Origin of the sequence: Acinetobacter sp. YH12069, assembly GCF_013419675.1 — a bacterium.
Classification (GTDB): domain Bacteria; phylum Pseudomonadota; class Gammaproteobacteria; order Pseudomonadales; family Moraxellaceae; genus Acinetobacter; species Acinetobacter amyesii.
Genome location: NZ_VOZS01000002.1, coordinates 54,960 through 72,683 on the forward strand (window position 1 = coordinate 54,960; position 17,724 = coordinate 72,683).

Genomic DNA, 17,724 nt, shown 5'->3' on the forward strand with positions numbered 1-17,724 from the left:
TGAGGTGTCCCATGACTGATATGACTAATCGCGCTCCTTCACGTGAATTGCAAGAGCATCTTTGGGTCTTCCCTATGGACTACCCTATTAAATTGATTGGTAATGCAGGTGAAGAACTTCGCCTTGCAGTGAATGAAATTTTTGTTAAACATTTTCCTGATTTTGATGGCAGTAAAATGACTGTGACTCCATCTCGTACAGGTAAATATCATTCAATTACTGCTCAATTACGTTTCGAAGAGTTAGAACAAGTACATGCGGTCTATGCGGATTTAGCAGCTTGTAAACACATTCGTACCGCGCTGTAATTCTGTTGATTTAAATAAAAAAGCACGCTTTCGAGCGTGTTTTTTATGTCTAAGTATAATAGTAATACCCTCAAGTAATTCAGTATTTAACCCCCCTTTTGTACGTCTAATTCATTATAATCCATACATGACTTTGATAGAAAAGGACACGAAATACGTGACTGAAACTGTTCAAAAACCCGAATTAATCATTCGTCAATATAACCACCTTACCCCTTATGCAGACCGCTTTTTAGAGATGAAAACTCTCACTGAACAGCGAGATGAAAACTCACCTGATGAGCTGTGGATATTGCAACATCCCGATGTATTAACTCAGGGGCAAGCTGGCAAACCTGAACATATTTTGGTGCAAAGTAACATCCCTGTGGTACAAACAGACCGTGGTGGACAAGTCACTTGGCATGGACCGGGTCAGTTGGTCGCTTATTTCATGTTTGACTTAAATCGCTTAGGTTGGAACGTGCGTACGCTGGTTTCCTATGCAGAAAACTTGATGATCGAACTGCTGAAAAAGTACGGCATCGACGCTTATGCCAAGCCTGATGCACCCGGTGTTTATGTTGCAGAACGCAAAATTGGTTCTCTCGGTTTTAAAATTCGTAAAGGCCGCAGTTATCACGGTTTGGCACTGAATATCGATTGTGATCTATTTGGTTTTCATACCATTAATCCATGTGGCTATGCTGGATTAGAAATGGTTCGTATACAAGATTTGGTGCAAGATTACCCTAAATTTGAAAACTTATGCGTCGATATCATTGATACTTTGAAAAACAGTGGTTACTTTAAAGACGTAACAGTCAAACAACTATAAAAGACTTTGCTTTCTCAAATAAAATAATTTAGAGTAAAAGCTCTAAATTAATAATTATAGATAAGGGATGTACACGTGATTGCAACTAAATCCGTTAAACCCGCGCTCCAGCAGGCCTATGTCAAACTCATGATGGATGTGATTGGCAGAGGTCTGGTCATGGCGAGCCAGGTCGATGAAGAAATTAAACAAGAAGTTGCTAAATTTCCAGTTAATTTTATTTTATCTATGAATGTTTTTCCTAATGGTGCTGCATTTGTCGCGCAAGTCACGGAAGACCATCAACTCAAACTCCTCACACCCGGCACTCAAAAGCCTGACTTAACCATTACGTTTAAGCATTTGAATCATGCCTTTTTGGTCTTCTCATTTCAAGAAAGTACCGCACAAGCCTTTGCCAATGACCGCATGATCGCCGATGGTGATTTGTCTTATGCCATCCGACTGGTGCGTTGTCTCAACAAAATGGAAGCGTTAATTTTACCTAAATTGGTGGCTGAATTGGCTGTCAAAGAATATCCAACACATTTAAGCCTAAAAGAAAAACTGAGCGGTGCTGCAAATATTTATTTAAAAGTAGCCCAGTCTTATTTAAAACGGAGCGCATAACACATGGCTAAACCATATTACGAATTTTTCTGTCCTGTAAAAGTGATTGCTGGCCATGCTGCTTTAGAACACATTCCATTCGAACTGTCTACTTTAGGTGCTAAACGCCCCATGATCATTACTGACAAAGGCGTTCGCAGTAATCAATTACTTGCACCGATTGAAGCGGCATTTGAAAGTACCGAGACGGTGATTGGCTATATTTTTGATGATGTTCCGCCAGACTCAAGTCTAGAAACCGTACGTAAAGCGGCTCAACTTTACCGCGACAACCAATGTGATGCCATTATTGCCGTCGGTGGCGGTTCAGTGATTGATACCTCTAAAGCAACCAACATCTTGGTATCTGAAGGTGGTGATGACTTACTGAAATACTCAGGTGCGCACAACTTACCTAAACCTTTAAAACCATTTTTTGTGATTCCAACAACCTCAGGGACAGGTTCAGAAGTGACTATGGTCGCTGTGGTTTCTGACCCTGAAAAGAATGTTAAAATGGCTTTTGCATCGAATTATTTGATGCCACATGCAGCAATTCTTGACCCACGTATGACGCAAACTTTGCCGCCTCATCTTACAGCAATGACAGCGATGGATGCGATGACGCATGCCATTGAAGCCTATACGTGCATGGCGGCGAACCCGATTTCAGATGCCTATGCAACTGCCGCAATCAAGAAAATTAGCAATAGCTTATTTGGTGTATTAGATAATACCAGCGATGCACATGGGCGCTTAGAACTTGCACAAGCCTCTACGATGGCAGGAATTGCATTTTCGAACTCAATGGTCGGTTTAGTGCATTCATTAGGTCATGCGCTGGGTGCAGTCGCTCACCTGCCCCACGGCTTATGCATGAACTTATTCTTGCCGTATGTGTTGGAATACAACAAAGAAGTGAATGGCGATAAGATTGCTGAATTGCTATTACCACTGGCTGGTCCTGATATTTATGCACAAACACCGGCCAACCTCCGCGCTGAAAAAGCTATTTCAACGCTTTTAGCCATGCGTGACCGCTTGTTTAGTTTGACCAAATTACCACGTACTTTGAGTGAAACAGGTAAAGTGACTGAAGCTCAATTAGATGAAGTGGCAGAGAAAGCACTGAATGATGGATCGATTATTTATAATCCTAAAGAAGCCAGCTTAGAAGACCTCAAAACTATTCTAAAAAAAGCTTGGTAATTGCTGAAAAATAAGCGAATATAGCGAAAAATTAAGCCTGATGTTTTTTTAAACATCGGGCTTTTCACTTGCAGAACGCAATATCAGTTATTTTTTAATCAAACTGGCATAATTTCTGCTAAAAATAATTTCAAAGTTACTGACAAAATGTACCAATTTGGAGTAGATTGGCGCACTTTTGTTTTAAAACGTAGGGGGGATCGTTCGTCTCAAACGATCCTTAGAATATGACTGATCCTTGATCAACGATAAGAGGATAACGCCGTTGACAAATTACTCTGGGACTCAATCTGCAGCAAAACTGAAAAAAAATCTTGTGCTGTGGCATATCATCATTATTGGTCTGGCATATATTCAGCCTCTAACCTTATTTGATACTTTTGGCTTGGTATCAGACGGAAGTCAAGGACATGTCCCAACTTCTTATATTTTTGCACTTGTGGCCATTCTTTTAACATCAATCAGTTATGGACATATGATCCGCCGCTATCCATCATCGGGTTCGGCGTATACCTATGCTCAAAAATCCATTCACCCAAACGTTGGCTTCATGGTTGGCTGGTCATCTTGGCTAGATTATTTACTTTCACCTCTCGTCAACATTATCTTGGCAGATATTTATCTAAGAGCCTTATTCCCAGATGTAAATAACTGGATTTGGGTAATTGGATTGACTGTAATTATGACGGTCATCAATTTATTTGGTTCACGTTTTGTCGCTCGCTTTAACAGTACTATAGTGTTCGTACAGTTAGGGGTAATCTTCTACTTTGTTTATGAAGTTTACTTACTCCTTACCCAAGGTGTTTATGCAGATGGCACTTTAAATCCAGATAAAGCTGGACTTTGGTCACTTGCTCCTTTTTGGAATGAAATGACCACGATTGGTGCTTTAATTGGCGGTGCGACAATTTTGTGTTTTTCTTTCACAGGTTTTGACGCATTATCATCACTTGCGGAAGAAACCAAAGATGCTGAAAAAACCTTGCCTAAAGCAATTTTCTCAACCGCATTAATTGCCGGCATTATATTTATTGTCAGCACATATTTTATCCAGCTATTTTTCCCTAGCAATGCAAATTTGTATTTTAATCCATTGGATGAATCACAACCGGTAATGCTGGAAGCGCTTGGCAACACAACAATTTTAACCGCAATTACTGGTATTGCATTCAAAAATCTAGTGCTCTATTTTGCAGTTATCGCCGTTCTTGCTTCAGGTATTTCGGCACATGCGGGTGTATCACGCTTAATGTATGTCATGGGCCGTGATGGTGTGATTAACAAAAAGATTTTTGGTCATATTAGCCCTAAACTCCACACACCAACTTATAATATTTTAATTGTTGGTGTAGTTGCACTTACTGCGGGTTTCCTTGATCTTGAGCATATTGTTAACCTAATCAGCTTTGGTGCATTAACTGCATTCAGTTTTGTCAATTTTTCTGTAATTTCACGTTATGCATTACGTGATGGAAGAACTAAATCATTAAAGGAAATCATTAACTATGTGATTATTCCTACACTTGGTTTTGCCAGTGTATTCCTAATGTGGTTAGAAATTGATGAGATGGCACTTAAACTAGGACTAGCTTGGGCTGTTATTGGTGTTGGTTATTTAGCATACAAAACCAAAGGTTTTAAACACCCTGCGCCGCAACATAACGAATTTGATGATAAATTCTAATCAAGTTTATCTCTAAACAAAAAAGGCGCTTAAAGCGCCTTTTTTGTTTTAAATATACCAATTAAGGTTGTATGGATTTTCTAGATTGCTGAAATTGAATTGAAATTTCTTCACACTTGTCTGGTGTATTGCCTTTTAATTCAACCGATGCTCCATCACCGTGTGACCATATACCATCTTCAACAGTCTCTAAATTTACAGCTGCTTCAAATATATGCTGTTGTTGTGGATAGAGTTTGATATCTATAGGTGTATCACATACTTGTTTTGGAAAATATGGTCTAACCTGCTCGAATAATTGCATGGTTAATGGCATATCACATTGCAAATGAATGGTGACTGGTACGCTATTGGTATTTTTTAAGATCAATTGAACATTTTGCGAATTAAGATCCGCTTGGGCAGCAGGTATTTCTACATACGTTTTTGTGTCAATCGACTGACGATCAAATGGATTGAGGAAGGCTAATTTACGTTCCACGCCATAACAAGAATCCTGCACGGAAGCTAAAAACTCTAAATATCGTGTCCCCAAGATAATTGTTCCGCGGCCATCCCCTGCATGACCGATATCAATGATTGGATCACCTGTACCTTCAATTGTAACCCCACCACTTCGAAAAAACTCTATGTCACAACCCGCTAAAACGCTGATCAAGCCACAAAGGGTTAAAGTCTTAAAATTTAATTTTCGCATCATGTTGATAAACTCCAAAGCGAAATGCACGATTTGCTTCAGGATTCCCGTCATCCATTGCGCAACGCTCCGCGGCAAGTTTTAAAAGTTGTAGTGAGTATTTCTGCCAAAGCTCTAAGCTCATTTCATGTAATTTATTAATCGATTCTTCTGTTAATTCGTCAGCACAAATGGCTTGTTCTAAGTAAGGTATTTCATCAGGATTCAATAAATTATGCAAACCCGCTTCTAAATGCGCTTGAACATTTCGTGTTAAAATTTTACGTGCTTCTAACTGCGAAGGATCAGGAATAAAACGACGCTGTTGTAAATATATCTGCCCATCTTTTTCTGTCGCAATTTCAAGCCTTATAAGCTCGTTGAGTACTGAACGCGGATGACGTTCTGTTGAAATTCTTTTCACCAGCATTTCAAAGCTATTTTCTGACTCACTGCTAAATGGTAAAGAATCCCCCCAACCTTCTGCAAGCCACAAACCCATCACACGTGATGGCACACTAATCGGCTCCGAAACAGTCGCTTCGGTCAAATCCTTACCTTCAGAAATCACTTCTTTATAAGCAGTCACGTCTTTACGGTGTAGGCCAGAAAGTAAACTGATCGCGGAAATCGTCGGTTTTTGATCGATACGCTCTAACTCTTGTACAGCTTGTTGGAAAAAAACCGGTTTCAATGCAGCAGTAAACTCGGTATATCCCACACCTGAGCGAATCAGCCATTGGCTCAGCTCATTCATCAGCACCAATACTTGCTGTAAATTTTGATCTGCCTCATTAGTGAGAAGTTTGCTCATTGAATTGCCATGAAAATTAGACTGCATAAGTGAAATTTTCGCATTGTTTAATCTACTTCACAATTTTTATCTGATGAGATCTTGAGGATATTCAGTAAAAAAATGATTATTTACATTAAAATGCGTAAAAGAAACACTGATCGAGATATCTAAACTTTCAACACTATGCCACCAACCAATTGGGATAAATAAGGTTTCCCCTGGTTGCAAAATGCACTCGAACGGTGTCACATTTTCTAACAGTGGATAGGCTACTAGATCAGCCTTTGCGACGTCTGAAACCTGACTGAATACCCAATGATCGTTATACATATACGGCATTTGCCGTGCAGGAATCAAAGTCACTTTTTTACGTCCATAGATTTGTGCCAACATATTATTGGTTAAGTCATAATGCAGTGGTGTAAATGTGCCTGCAGGGCCAAACCATAAAAAATGTCGATCTTTGATCTCTTTTTGACAATAAGCTTTGGCGAAGTCACCTAGATCTTCACTAATCTTTTGCATGAATTGCTTATTTTGAGCGGCGTTATTCGCAGTTAAATAAATGTCATTGCTGTGCTTAGTGGCTTTAATTTGTGCGACAAAATCTTGCATCAAAATAATACGTTTCAATTGTACCGATTTTTTTTCAAAATCTTGATGCTGCTCACGATGCATCTGGACTTCAACCAACTCATTTTCAAAATGCTGTGCAAAATAATCAGGACTCCATTTATGCAGTGCAGGCCAATGTTGTATCCCACCTTTTAAAATGACTGGTCGCATCTGGCTATAATACCGCTCTATAAATGTTTCAAAATCAGGTGTTTCTATGCAATCGATTGTGGATGGAATGTGGTCGTTCAATTGATTCAATTGACCCATCACCTGTAATAGCCAACGCTGTTTATTCTGCTGTTGCTGTACTTGCTTCAGTTTTTTAAAAATTACGTTATTGTTTACACGCTTTAAAAACTGAATGATCAAATGATTTGAAATATTTTTTTGCTTAATTTTTTCTAAAATTTCATCTGTCTCTAAGCCCTCAAGACTGTAGTCCAAAAGTTCATTTTGCAGCTGTTCTGAAAGTTGGTCTGCATCAGAAAATAAGTATTGATCCGCCCTTGGGCTTAATCCATGTGATTCTAAAATTAGACTTATTTTCTGTACATCGCAACCATTTTCAATATTTTCATTCAACCAATTTTGCCATTCCATCGGTAAGGATTGATACCAATTTTTACTTTGCTTTAGATGTTCACTCTGGCTTTCTACATTCATCTTCACCACTCCACCCTCTTTACAAGTGAAGTATAAATGATCTATTTTAAAAATGCTAAATTTTCGCATTTTATAATTATTTAAACACCGCGAATGTTATGAATCCGACAAAACTCATGCGGAATGACATAACAAAGTAAAGGAGAAAGTTCATGAAAATTCGTCATTTAGTCATCGTTAGCAGTCTGTCTTTAGCTTCAATATCAGTATATGCAGGTTTTGCCGATACCATGCGTGATTTAAGAAATACACTGAATCAATTTAATGAAACATCCAAAGAAGTATCGAATACCGCAAAAGAATGGACAGGCAGTCAGGCCACGACTAATTCAAATTATGCTGCAAATGGTTTCAGTATGGGACAGCAACTTAGACCTAAAATTAATAATCTACCGCTTTATCAAACTGCCGATAAATCGAGCCAAGTCATTAATAAACTGTCAAAAAATGCAGATATTATTTTTGCGGGAAACATGACTAAAACAGGTTTGATAGAAGTCACTACAGAACATGGCAATGGCTGGATTGAATCACACCTTGTTCAATAAATCTTGATTTTAAATGTTTATACAACCGCATCAGCCGTACATAACAACTTCACTCTATTGAGCACTAGTCATGAATAATAATCACAAAATCAGCATTATCGCTGCTGTATTTACGACATTGGTGGGCTGTGGTGGATCAAGCTCCAATGATGATGGCGCGACACCTACACCTACACCTACACCTACACCTACGCCAACGCCAACGCCAACGCCAACGCCAACGCCAACGCCAACAACTGTAGCGGATAAATTCACAGGTGAATGGATTCAAGGGAATTCTGCCCTCGGTAACAGTAATTGCGATTTACCACAAATTTCAATTCATAAAACCAGTGAAAATTCAGTCAGTGCACTGAACGAAGAACTAAAATATGCGGTACACAATAGTTCAAGTAAAACTTGCAGCGGTGAATTTATTTCCAAACGCTATCAATTACTTCATGACATGGTCATGAGTGAAATACAGCCTGCTGCAACTCTAAATAACTTTGAATATCATGCCATTAAGTTTCAACCAGTCAGAGGTGGCGCGACGAGCAACCGCGTTTTAACTTTTTTAAATAATCATTCTTTCTGTGTAATTAACGCGACGATTTCAAATCCAAGCTATATCATCATGCAACGAGGTCTAATTACCGACCCACTCAAGGACAGCCGCTGCTATACAAAAAATTCCAATGAATTCTTCACCAATTTAAAACCGAAAACCAAAATCACAACTGCAGATTTTAAGTCTGAGAATTTTATTAATACCACCGACACAGTAAACTTCTTGGCTCAGCTCAATACAATGGGACAAAGCGGTTATAAGTTAATTGGCTATGATACTAAAACTCTGGACAATGGTAATGTTAATAGCTACATGAAACTTGCCAATGAAAATACGCGTTTCAATCATATTGTTGCAGACCGTGCAGCACCCTCTACCGCTGACATATATTTTACATGGCGTAATCAGTTAAATGAAAAAGGCAAATCAGGCTATCAATACTTGCATAGCGTCAGACCAACCAATACCCTGAATTTCAAAGATTATTTCATTAAAAAAGAAAATGATACCGCGACATATACTTACGACAGCGGCTATGTTTCCCCGCTCGTAGACCCAGTGCAACTGGAAACTATGCTCAATACACTGGGTGCCCAAGGCTGCCGTATTATTCAATTCAAAAGCTATTTCACAGGTTTTCGTCCTGAAATTCTGAACGGCAATCAAAACAGTCCTAAAGTTGCAACCTGTATAAATAGCAGCGCACACCATGGCACTTACAGCTATCGCTATAAAACTTACCCAACCGGCAGCAATAGTGTAGAGCGCAGCTTAAAATTACAGGAGTTGATTGATGAGCAAGCTAAAGACGGTTACCGCTTAGTCAGCCGTGCTTTAGATATGAGTTCAACCACCAAAAACGGCATGCTGTTTATGAAAGACAGCGAAAACACTAATGTCGGTGAGTTTAAAGTCTTTAGTGAAACTGTCTTTGCAACGTCGACATTTAACGACGTCTTACTGAAACGTCTTCAGCAGCAAGGTCAATTGGGTTGGTTATACACCAGCGGTCAACTGCTGTTTGCAAATAATCCAAAACATCTACAAACAGAACTGAGTGACTTTAATTTAATTGATTAATTCATGAGGTATCTCGAGCTTTTCCATGTCCTTTATTTTTTACATCAAGGACATGGATCATTCACATAAATCAAAGCAGTGATAAAAATCACTTATTTTAAGCGGCAATTAAAACCCATCTTGGTATCAACGATATTATTTTCATAACCTAAGCTTTGAATAAATTGGTTGCGGTCTGATATTTGTTTTTGATCCGCTTGACTCAATCTTGCTTTATTTTTTTGTGCCAACCCATAGGTTTCATTCACTAAACCCTGATAGATCCCGCAAACTTCCTGACGCTTGGACTTTTTCAATTGACGACCACCATACCATGAACGTTCAAAATCGTCGGCTTTTAGTGTTTTTCCCCATTCCTCAATACGCTGATTTTGTCTTTGCTGCATTTCCAGCATACCCTGCTGGATTTCAGCCTTAGTAAAAGGCTTGATCACCTCAACCTTCGGTACAACTGGAATATTTTCTGTAGTTGCAGTGACGGTCACTGCTGTCTGTTCCGTTGTGGTTGATACGGTTGGATTAGCCCAACTCATTGATGAAATGAATCCGGTCGCAAATACGACACCAAAAGCTTTTAAATTTATAGATTTCAAGTTTTAAGTACCCGTTTTATTTCTTCACAGTGTTCTTATACACATTTTTATATTGATGCTGAAGTTTTTAAGCCCTTATTTTACAAAACTTCATTGCTGTAAATGGTTCACTGTGTTCACTCCCAATAAAAAAGCCGCTCGATAGAGCGGCTTTTTGAACAGATCACACTTAGACCAATTCTTTAAAGTCTTGCTGACGCCAAGCTTCATATAAAATCACAGCAGTAGCATTAGACAAGTTTAAACTGCGTGAATTTGGTGCCATAGGTAGGCGAATCCAATGTTCTTTCGGGAACATCATACGGACATCTTCCGGCAAACCACGTGTTTCTGGCCCCATCAACAGCGCCACAGGACGGTTTAAATTGGAGGTATGCGGTGTTTCAAAACCTTTGGTGGTTAATGGATAAATGGCATCCATCTCAATACCTTGCGCTTTTAAGCCCGCAAGACATTCTTCAAAGTTTTCCCACACTTTCATGTGCGCCCATTCATGATAATCCAAACCGGCGCGGCGAAGTTTTTTATCATCCAGCTCAAAACCTAATGGCTTGACCAAATGCAACTGCGCTCCAGTATTGGCACATAAACGAATGATATTCCCTGTATTTGCAGGAATTTCTGGCTCGTATAAAACAACATGGATCACAGTTTTTTTCTCTACTCTTTAGTTAAATAATGGCTTAAAGCTCAGGCTACAGTTTCAAAGCTGAAGCATAAGTTTAGATGGTACTACAAGCGCGTGCTTATCTACGTTGCTTAGCTTGCGCATTGCAATTGGACAATACCAGAACTTGCTTATCCTCTTTGCTCAGGCATAGCCTTCGCCTTGCACGTGGACAATTCAGCAGCCTGCTTATCCTCTTTGCTCGGGCATAGCCTTCGCCTTGCATTTGGACAATTGAGCAGCTTGCTTATCCTCTTTGCTCAGGCATAGCCTTCGCCTTGCGCTCGGGCAACGCGTTGCGTTGCTTATCCTCGCTCATGCCATTGAAGCTGTTCACGCAGACTCACCACATCACCAATAATCGTCAATGTAGGCGCCTGAATTTGGTATTCACTGACTTTAGATGCAATATCCGCCAATGTCCCGACCACGACTTTTTGTTCAGGTGTCGTCCCTTTAGAAACCAATGCGACAGGCATGTCTGAACGCTGCCCATGCGCGATGAGTTTCTCACAAATTTTTTCTAGACCGACCAAGCCCATATACAGCACAAGCGTTTGATTTTGATAAACCAACTCATTCCAAGGCAGCTCAGGCGAACCTTCTTTCAGATGGCCTGTCAGGAAGCGTACACTTTGCGCATAATCACGATGCGTTAAAGGAATCCCTGCATAAGCCGAACAACCAGATGCAGCAGTAATCCCTGGAACGACTTGGAAGGCAACGCCTGCCGCAAAAAGTTCCTGAATTTCTTCACCGCCGCGGCCAAAGATGAATGGATCTCCGCCTTTTAAACGGCAGACACGTTTGCCTTCACTTGCATATTTCACCAGTAAGGCATTGATGCCTTCTTGCGGAACAGCATGATTAGATCGTGCTTTACCTACGTAAATTTTTTCAGCGTCACGGCGGCAGAGGTCCATAATCGGCTGAGAAACCAAACGGTCATAGATCACCACATCCGCTTGCTGCATTAAACGCAGGGCTTTTAAGGTCAGCAGTTCAGGATCACCCGGCCCTGCACCCACCAAATACACCTCGCCTTTCGGCTGTTTCCATTCCAATATGGCCTGTTCAATCAAACGATTGGCTTCGGTCAAATTGTCATTAAATACCTGCTCTTTGAGCGGACTTGCATACAAGTCTTCCCAAAAAATACGGCGTTCATCTGGATTGACGATTTTGGATTTAACGGCTGCGCGCCACTTACCTGAGAACTCAGCCAGTTTGCCCATGCCATGCGGTATTGAGCTTTCTAACTGGGTGCGTATTTGACGCGAGAGTACTGGCGATGTGCCATTGGATGCTACGGAGATGACCAGCGGAGAACGGTTAATAATCGCAGGAACCATAAAACGGCAATGCGGCGGATCATCAACACTATTGACCAAGACATTTTCAGCTTCGCAGGCTTCAAAAACCGCCTGATTGACCGCTTTGTCATTGGTTGCTGCAATCACTAAACGAAACTGACGCAGCGCAATGGCATTTTCTCGATAAACCGATTCGTGATAAATCGAGTTGAGATATTGACCTTGGGTTTTATTAACCAAGGTCAATAAATCATCTTCAATTTCGGGTGAGCAAACTGTCAGCTGAGCGCCCGCTTTTGCAAGCAGCACAGCCTTTCGATATGCAATTCGACCACCACCAACAATCAGACAAGGTTGCTGCTGCAACTTCAAAGAGATTGGAAAGATATCCACACACGACCTCAATAGTTTAAATCTGATTGTCTTAAGCAATTTTTGTGCACAAATGTATGCACTTTATCGACTATTAATCGATAAATTCAGCACCGCCCATATATGGACGAAGTACTGCTGGAATTTCAATTGAACCGTCTGCACGTTGATAGTTTTCCATCACGGCAAGTAAAGTACGACCAACTGCCAAACCTGAACCATTCAGCGTGTGTACAAACTCAGTTTTCTTTTGGTCAGCACGGTAACGCGCTTTCATACGGCGTGCTTGGAAGTCACCCATGCATGAGCAAGATGAAATTTCACGGTAGGTATTTTGACTTGGCACCCAAACTTCTAAATCATAAGTTTTGATTGCACCAAAGCCCATGTCTCCGCCACACAGAACGACTTTACGGTATGGTAAGCCTAATGCTTGAAGAATACCTTCGGCATGACCCGTTAATTCTTCCAAAGCATCCATCGAAGTTTCAGGTTTTACAATCTGAACCATTTCTACTTTGTCAAATTGGTGTTGACGGATCAAACCACGTGTATCACGGCCATACGAACCCGCTTCACTACGGAAACATGGCGTATGCGCTGCATATTTTAATGGCAAACGTTCTGGGTCAATGATTTCATCACGCACGAAGTTGGTTACAGGCACTTCTGCAGTCGGGATCAAGTAGTATTCTTTTTCGCCTTGAAGTTTAAATAAATCTTCTTCAAATTTAGGCAATTGACCCGTACCACGTAAAGAGTCTGCATTGACCAAATACGGTACATACGCTTCGGTATAGCCATTTTCCAAGGTATGTGTATTTAACATAAATTGGGTAATTGCACGTTGTAAACGCGCCAATGGGCCTTTGAGTACGCTAAAACGAGTACCTGTCAATTTAGTTGCGGTTTCAAATTCTAAACCGCCCATCATTTCACCAAGATCAGTATGGTCTTTGACTTCAAAATCAAACTGACGTGGTGTACCCCATTTTAGAACTTCAACATTGTCATTTTCGTCTTTACCTTCTGGCACAGACTCATGAGGTAAATTTGGAATCGATAAAGATTTGGCTTCGAGTTCAGCCTGAAGGTCAGAAAGTGCGAGTTCTGCCGCTTTAATTTCATCACCAATGGCAGACATACGTGCCATGATTTCAGATGCATCACCGCCAGCTTTTTTAATTTGACCAACTTGTTTTGCACCAGCATTACGTTCAGCTTGTAACGACTCAGTTTTAGACTGAATTTCCTTACGGCGAGCTTCAAGGTCTGCCCACTCTGCTACGTTGAGTTGAACACCACGTTTTGCTAAGGCTAAGTTTACAGCCTCAATATTATTTCTGAGTAATTTCGGGTCGATCATAGCCAATCTTAAGTAAAGAAAAAAACTGGCTATAGTGTAAGCTCTTAACACTCAAAAATACAGTGACCGAGCTTACAGCTGCCCCTTATTAGACCAATAATCTTGCTGCAAATTGTCTTATTTGATTTCGTAATTTGGCAAACTTGGTAAATATTCAGGTTTAAATAGCCCTTTAGCCATAAAATATGGAAGTTTTAGCTCAGGCATGCCCTCTGCGTAGCTCGCCAATTCATACAATGGATAAGCAAATACGATCCCGTTCGCGCCATAATAAAAATTATCGCTTAATTGTAGTTTTGAACGTTCAATATCGTGACTATCTAACCACATATAGTTGGCATCAAATAATGCGCTAATCACTTTCGCATCTGCACCTTTGACTAAGACATCTTGTAAAGCCAAACGTTTTTTGGCTTTTAAATCAAAATTGACATATTCGACATGAGACATGCCGTGAGCAGCATGCGCTGCATAGGTATAGCTTTCGATCGCAAAAGTTGCAATATGCCCCCACTGACTAATGTATCGAACAGAAGTGGTACTTTGACTTAAGCCTGCATCCGTCTTGTCCGATAAATCAATTTTTTGATTCGGCTCAGTTGAAAATGCAATCGGATCTGCCTTTTTAATTCGGTCAGTAAAATATTGATTAATCCAATCAACATTGGTTTCAACCGTTTGAATCGTATATTGGGTACAACCTTCCGCATCGCAAGCTTGTGCTTTCGGCAATTGCATCGCAACAGATTTCGATTGAATAAGTGGAATCGCATCAGCGACGACCGCTGGCTTCTGTTCCGTCGTTTCACCTTCAACAGGTTCATTTCGAGGATGACAGGCCGTTAATGACCCAATTAAAACCACAGCTGAAACAGCCCAAGCTATATTATTCATATGATTTTTTTTCATCCCAAAATTCCCTATAGCAACAGTCAAAACCACAAATCACTTCATTTAAGCAACTTGTGAATATCAGCATATTACTAAATTTCACTTAAATTCAGCTTGCTTGCTTTACATTTCTCCATAAAAAAAGCAGACCGATGTCTGCTTTTTTTCGTTCATGAGAATTATTGATCAATAATGTCCGTACCTTTTGGAGGTACAAAGTTAAAGGTTGACGCTGGAATAGACGCATTCACCTTCACATTATTGAAACGAACATTTGTTGTTTGACCTAATGAGTCTTGGAGAATCATTAAGGTTGGTGCATTTTTCGCACCAAAACTAATGGTTAAGCTTTGAAACACGCCATCATCACTTTTTGGATATAAGGTGTAATAAGTTTTGGTCTTATTCGGCTGAGTAATACGATAAGACTTCATGATTTGAGCAGTATTACCTGACAATAATAATGCAGGCGTATTCGCAACTTGGTCATCTAAGCTTTGGCGTACCGCTTGTTGTAGGTCTGGGTCATAGATCCAAACTGTTTTACCTGTAGTCGCAATGGTTTGCTTAGATGGGCTGGTTGTTTCCCAATAGAATTTACCTGGACGTTGAACTTTCATGACCCCAGTAAAAGTTTGGTTCATATGCTGCGCACTTAAACCTTTCTTTTGAGTAGCTTTCGGGTTAGTCACTTTTGTGGTTTGCTGAAAGTTAGCTGTAAAACTTTTAATACCCGATAATTGTTTCACCAAATTGGCAGTTGCCTGCTGCTCCGACGCTGCAACTGGTGCCGCGAATACTGTCGTACTCATAACCGGTGCCAGTGTCGCTGCACCTAATGCCATAGCACAGATGGTTTTACGAAGCATTTTCATAGATTCACCTTTTATATTTGCATCAACGCAATTTGTTAGATGGCTCCATCTTAAACCACTTTCATTGACTAAATTTAGAGAAAATAAGAAGTTTTGTATGGTTATTAATGCAAATTGCTGTTTTTTATTCATCATGATGGAGAAATATAAAATAAAAAGGCACTTGACTTGACTCAAATGCCTTTCAAATAATTAAACAACATTTTAGCAATTTCAACATTCCAATATTGAGTTATTTCCATTGCCAACCAATCGATGCACCAGCGCCAAAGTCACCTTCAGAGTTTCCTGTTGCAGCCAATTTATAAACATATTTATTGCTCTCAGTTACTCCACTAAAACCTACTGCATAGCCTTGTGAACCTTCCCAAGTCCCCATACCTACGCTAAACATGTTGTATCCAGCATCTGTGGGTTGTGGTAAGGAGGCGATTGCAATACTTGAAGCAACAGCACCATAAACATTATCTTTAAATTTATTGAAATTATGGTTCAATTCATTCACACGTTGGTTGGTATAGCTATTGGCTTGATTGAGTACATTTGCCCCATGCTGATCTGTATATGCTTTTGAACTATTTAGCACTTCTAGATCTGCTTGACGCATTTGTTTCACATTCACTGCATCGGTGTCTGCCGTACCAGCTGCCACATGAATAATTTGCCGCTCTGCACCAGCCGAGCCAACGGAAACCGTATTATTGCGGTTAGAGCTTGAACCATTGCCAAGTACAACAGCATTATTTGCCGATGTGTTGATATTGTTACCAACCACATAGGTATTATTACCTGTGACTGTATTATTTGAACCTACTGCACCAGAGCCATCACCATTGACTGTATTGTTTACACCGAGGGCAATAGACTGATTACCATCAGCCTTATTACCTGCACCGACTGCAATCGCATCTTGTCCATTCGCAGTTGGTTTAGGTGCTGTATTGGCAACGTTTGATTGGATTTTAATGTACGGATCTGTTCCTTTTAAGCTCAATAACCAGTCCACTTCAGTACCGACAAATCCATTTTTTATCGCAAGTTCATACGCACTGAAACCATTTTCACCTGTTAGCCCTTGTGCGCCAACTGCACCACGTAGACTTTCTAACCATTGGTCTTCATTGCCTTCATAACCATTGCTCACCGCAACTTGATAAGCACTTGCACCATCTAGACCATTGCTGCCATTCAGACCGTTCAAACCATCCTTACCATCGATGCCGTCTTGGCCATTGAGTCCATCTTTACCAGTTGCACCTGTAGCGCCTGTTGCGCCAGTTGCGCCAGTTGCGCCAGTTGCGCCAGTATCACCTTTATCACCTTTAGCGCCAGGTAAACCCTGTTGCCCACCATGAGGTTTTCCTCCTCCCTCATGCCCATAACCATTGCCGTTCCCATGACTTGTGTGTCCTTTTCCGCCCGAATGTTGATGTGAATCATTACAACCACTCGAACAGGTTAAACCACTTGAGGTATGCTCTCCTGAACCACCAGCCCATGCAATTGAACCTAGAGAAAGTAAAATACTCACAGCAAGTAATTTTGGTACAGCTTTAATAGCGATTGAAGTTGTTTCACCAAGTCCTAGTGTCTTTTCAAATGCAATTTATTGGCTTTTATCAGGACAATTCCTTTTCTGATAGTCAGCATTGATAAAAACTGTATTCAATATTTTATTCATGTCCTTATCCTTTTTTTGTATTTGTACTCCTCTATTACGCTTTTTATATTCTGTGATTTATTGATTTATACATCGTTTGTAACAATCTAAAAAAATACCTCACATATTCTTCGGACGAAAAAAAAACCCGCAAAAATGCGGGTTTTTTTCTATTAAAGCTTACGCTTCAACAGATACGTAGCGACGACCGAATTGGCCTTTCACTTCGAATTTTACAACGCCGTCAGCAGTTGCAAATAAAGTATGGTCACGGCCCATACCTACATTTACACCAGCGTGGAATTCAGTACCACGTTGACGAACGATGATGTTACCAGCAGTCACAGATTGACCGCCGTAGATTTTAACACCCAACATTTTTGGGTTCGAGTCACGACCGTTTTTAGTCGAACCACCGGCTTTTTTAGTTGCCATGTCTACTTACTC

The 17,724-nt window shown here is 40.4% G+C and carries 18 protein-coding genes; 7 read left to right on the top strand and 11 right to left on the bottom strand.

The features are described from left to right. Positions 1-20 precede the first annotated feature (20 nt). The 5 genes from FTU16_RS00435 to FTU16_RS00455 all read left to right on the top strand — a co-directional run bounded on the left by FTU16_RS00435 (position 21) and on the right by FTU16_RS00455 (position 4,609). A complete protein-coding gene (locus FTU16_RS00435) occupies positions 21-308 on the top strand; it encodes a YbeD family protein (RefSeq protein WP_078191448.1) in 288 nt (95 codons plus the stop codon). Positions 309-465: 157 nt separating this feature from the next. Continuing rightward, positions 466-1,125 carry a lipoyl(octanoyl) transferase LipB gene (gene lipB, locus FTU16_RS00440; RefSeq protein WP_180183115.1) on the top strand — a complete coding sequence of 220 codons (660 nt, stop codon included), beginning with the start codon at positions 466-468 and terminating at the stop codon, positions 1,123-1,125. Between the two features lie 75 nt (positions 1,126-1,200). Next, positions 1,201-1,734, top strand: coding sequence for a hypothetical protein (locus FTU16_RS00445; RefSeq protein ID WP_180011534.1), 534 nt, complete (start codon positions 1,201-1,203; stop codon positions 1,732-1,734). 3 nt (positions 1,735-1,737) lie between these two features. Next, positions 1,738-2,922, top strand: a complete 1,185-nt coding sequence (locus FTU16_RS00450; protein ID WP_111885299.1) for an iron-containing alcohol dehydrogenase — start codon at positions 1,738-1,740, stop codon at positions 2,920-2,922. A 265-nt stretch (positions 2,923-3,187) separates the two neighbouring features. Continuing rightward, positions 3,188-4,609 carry an APC family permease gene (locus FTU16_RS00455; RefSeq protein ID WP_180005059.1) on the top strand — a complete coding sequence of 474 codons (1,422 nt, stop codon included), beginning with the start codon at positions 3,188-3,190 and terminating at the stop codon, positions 4,607-4,609. Between the two features lie 61 nt (positions 4,610-4,670). Here FTU16_RS00455 and FTU16_RS00460 read toward each other — a convergent pair whose 3' ends face one another. The 3 genes from FTU16_RS00460 to FTU16_RS00470 form a co-directional block, all read right to left on the bottom strand. Next, positions 4,671-5,309, bottom strand: a complete 639-nt coding sequence (locus FTU16_RS00460; protein WP_180162460.1) for a hypothetical protein — start codon at positions 5,307-5,309, stop codon at positions 4,671-4,673. Beyond that, complete coding sequence (locus FTU16_RS00465) at positions 5,287-6,099, bottom strand: DUF6502 family protein (RefSeq protein ID WP_180005061.1); 813 nt, start codon at positions 6,097-6,099, stop codon at positions 5,287-5,289. The genes FTU16_RS00460 and FTU16_RS00465 overlap by 23 nt, the downstream gene beginning before the upstream one ends. 66 nt (positions 6,100-6,165) lie before the next feature. Beyond that, entirely contained in the window at positions 6,166-7,362 is a 1,197-nt protein-coding gene (locus tag FTU16_RS00470) for a cupin-like domain-containing protein (protein WP_180162461.1), read from the bottom strand. Between the two features lie 152 nt (positions 7,363-7,514). Between FTU16_RS00470 and FTU16_RS00475 the strand changes: the two genes are divergently transcribed. Then, entirely contained in the window at positions 7,515-7,910 is a 396-nt protein-coding gene (locus FTU16_RS00475) for a hypothetical protein (protein WP_180074202.1), read from the top strand. A gap of 70 nt (positions 7,911-7,980) precedes the next feature. Further along, a complete protein-coding gene (locus FTU16_RS00480) occupies positions 7,981-9,540 on the top strand; it encodes a PT dipeptide repeat lipoprotein (protein WP_180162462.1) in 1,560 nt (519 codons plus the stop codon). A 92-nt stretch (positions 9,541-9,632) separates the two neighbouring features. On the opposite strand, the gene FTU16_RS00485 is transcribed toward FTU16_RS00480, so the two are convergent. The 8 genes from FTU16_RS00485 to rpmA all read right to left on the bottom strand — a co-directional run bounded on the left by FTU16_RS00485 (position 9,633) and on the right by rpmA (position 17,712). After that, positions 9,633-10,073, bottom strand: a complete 441-nt coding sequence (locus tag FTU16_RS00485) for a hypothetical protein (protein ID WP_257227073.1) — start codon at positions 10,071-10,073, stop codon at positions 9,633-9,635. A gap of 229 nt (positions 10,074-10,302) precedes the next feature. Then, positions 10,303-10,782, bottom strand: coding sequence for a tRNA (cytidine(34)-2'-O)-methyltransferase (locus FTU16_RS00490; RefSeq protein WP_111885295.1), 480 nt, complete (start codon positions 10,780-10,782; stop codon positions 10,303-10,305). Between the two features lie 323 nt (positions 10,783-11,105). Beyond that, positions 11,106-12,506: a siroheme synthase CysG gene (gene cysG / locus FTU16_RS00495; RefSeq protein WP_180117801.1), complete on the bottom strand. Its 1,401-nt coding sequence runs from the start codon at positions 12,504-12,506 to the stop codon at positions 11,106-11,108. A 73-nt stretch (positions 12,507-12,579) separates the two neighbouring features. Continuing rightward, positions 12,580-13,851 carry a serine--tRNA ligase gene (gene serS / locus FTU16_RS00500; protein WP_180066755.1) on the bottom strand — a complete coding sequence of 424 codons (1,272 nt, stop codon included), beginning with the start codon at positions 13,849-13,851 and terminating at the stop codon, positions 12,580-12,582. A 117-nt stretch (positions 13,852-13,968) separates the two neighbouring features. Next, a complete protein-coding gene (locus FTU16_RS00505; protein ID WP_180162463.1) occupies positions 13,969-14,760 on the bottom strand; it encodes an RsiV family protein in 792 nt (263 codons plus the stop codon). Between the two features lie 161 nt (positions 14,761-14,921). Further along, the gene (gene lolA, locus FTU16_RS00510) at positions 14,922-15,617 is read right to left on the bottom strand and encodes an outer membrane lipoprotein chaperone LolA (RefSeq protein WP_180011509.1); all 696 of its coding nucleotides are present in this window, start codon (positions 15,615-15,617) and stop codon (positions 14,922-14,924) included. A gap of 232 nt (positions 15,618-15,849) precedes the next feature. Beyond that, positions 15,850-17,148, bottom strand: a complete 1,299-nt coding sequence (locus FTU16_RS00515; RefSeq protein ID WP_373683876.1) for a YadA family autotransporter adhesin — start codon at positions 17,146-17,148, stop codon at positions 15,850-15,852. Positions 17,149-17,457: 309 nt separating this feature from the next. Then, entirely contained in the window at positions 17,458-17,712 is a 255-nt protein-coding gene (gene rpmA, locus FTU16_RS00520; RefSeq protein ID WP_067764378.1) for a 50S ribosomal protein L27, read from the bottom strand. Positions 17,713-17,724 lie beyond the last annotated feature (12 nt).

Coding starts and splice junctions, on each gene's coding strand:
- rpmA (WP_067764378.1), bottom strand. CDS start 17,712: ATGGCAACTAAAAAAGCCGGTGGTTCGACTAAAAACGGTCGTGACTCG.
- FTU16_RS00475 (WP_180074202.1), top strand. CDS start 7,515: ATGAAAATTCGTCATTTAGTCATCGTTAGCAGTCTGTCTTTAGCTTCA.
- FTU16_RS00480 (WP_180162462.1), top strand. CDS start 7,981: ATGAATAATAATCACAAAATCAGCATTATCGCTGCTGTATTTACGACA.
- FTU16_RS00450 (WP_111885299.1), top strand. CDS start 1,738: ATGGCTAAACCATATTACGAATTTTTCTGTCCTGTAAAAGTGATTGCT.
- FTU16_RS00470 (WP_180162461.1), bottom strand. CDS start 7,362: ATGAATGTAGAAAGCCAGAGTGAACATCTAAAGCAAAGTAAAAATTGG.
- FTU16_RS00485 (WP_257227073.1), bottom strand. CDS start 10,073: ATGAGTTGGGCTAATCCAACCGTATCAACCACAACGGAACAGACAGCA.
- lolA (WP_180011509.1), bottom strand. CDS start 15,617: ATGAAAATGCTTCGTAAAACCATCTGTGCTATGGCATTAGGTGCAGCG.
- FTU16_RS00460 (WP_180162460.1), bottom strand. CDS start 5,309: ATGATGCGAAAATTAAATTTTAAGACTTTAACCCTTTGTGGCTTGATC.
- FTU16_RS00435 (WP_078191448.1), top strand. CDS start 21: ATGACTAATCGCGCTCCTTCACGTGAATTGCAAGAGCATCTTTGGGTC.
- FTU16_RS00505 (WP_180162463.1), bottom strand. CDS start 14,760: ATGAAAAAAAATCATATGAATAATATAGCTTGGGCTGTTTCAGCTGTG.
- FTU16_RS00465 (WP_180005061.1), bottom strand. CDS start 6,099: ATGAGCAAACTTCTCACTAATGAGGCAGATCAAAATTTACAGCAAGTA.
- serS (WP_180066755.1), bottom strand. CDS start 13,851: ATGATCGACCCGAAATTACTCAGAAATAATATTGAGGCTGTAAACTTA.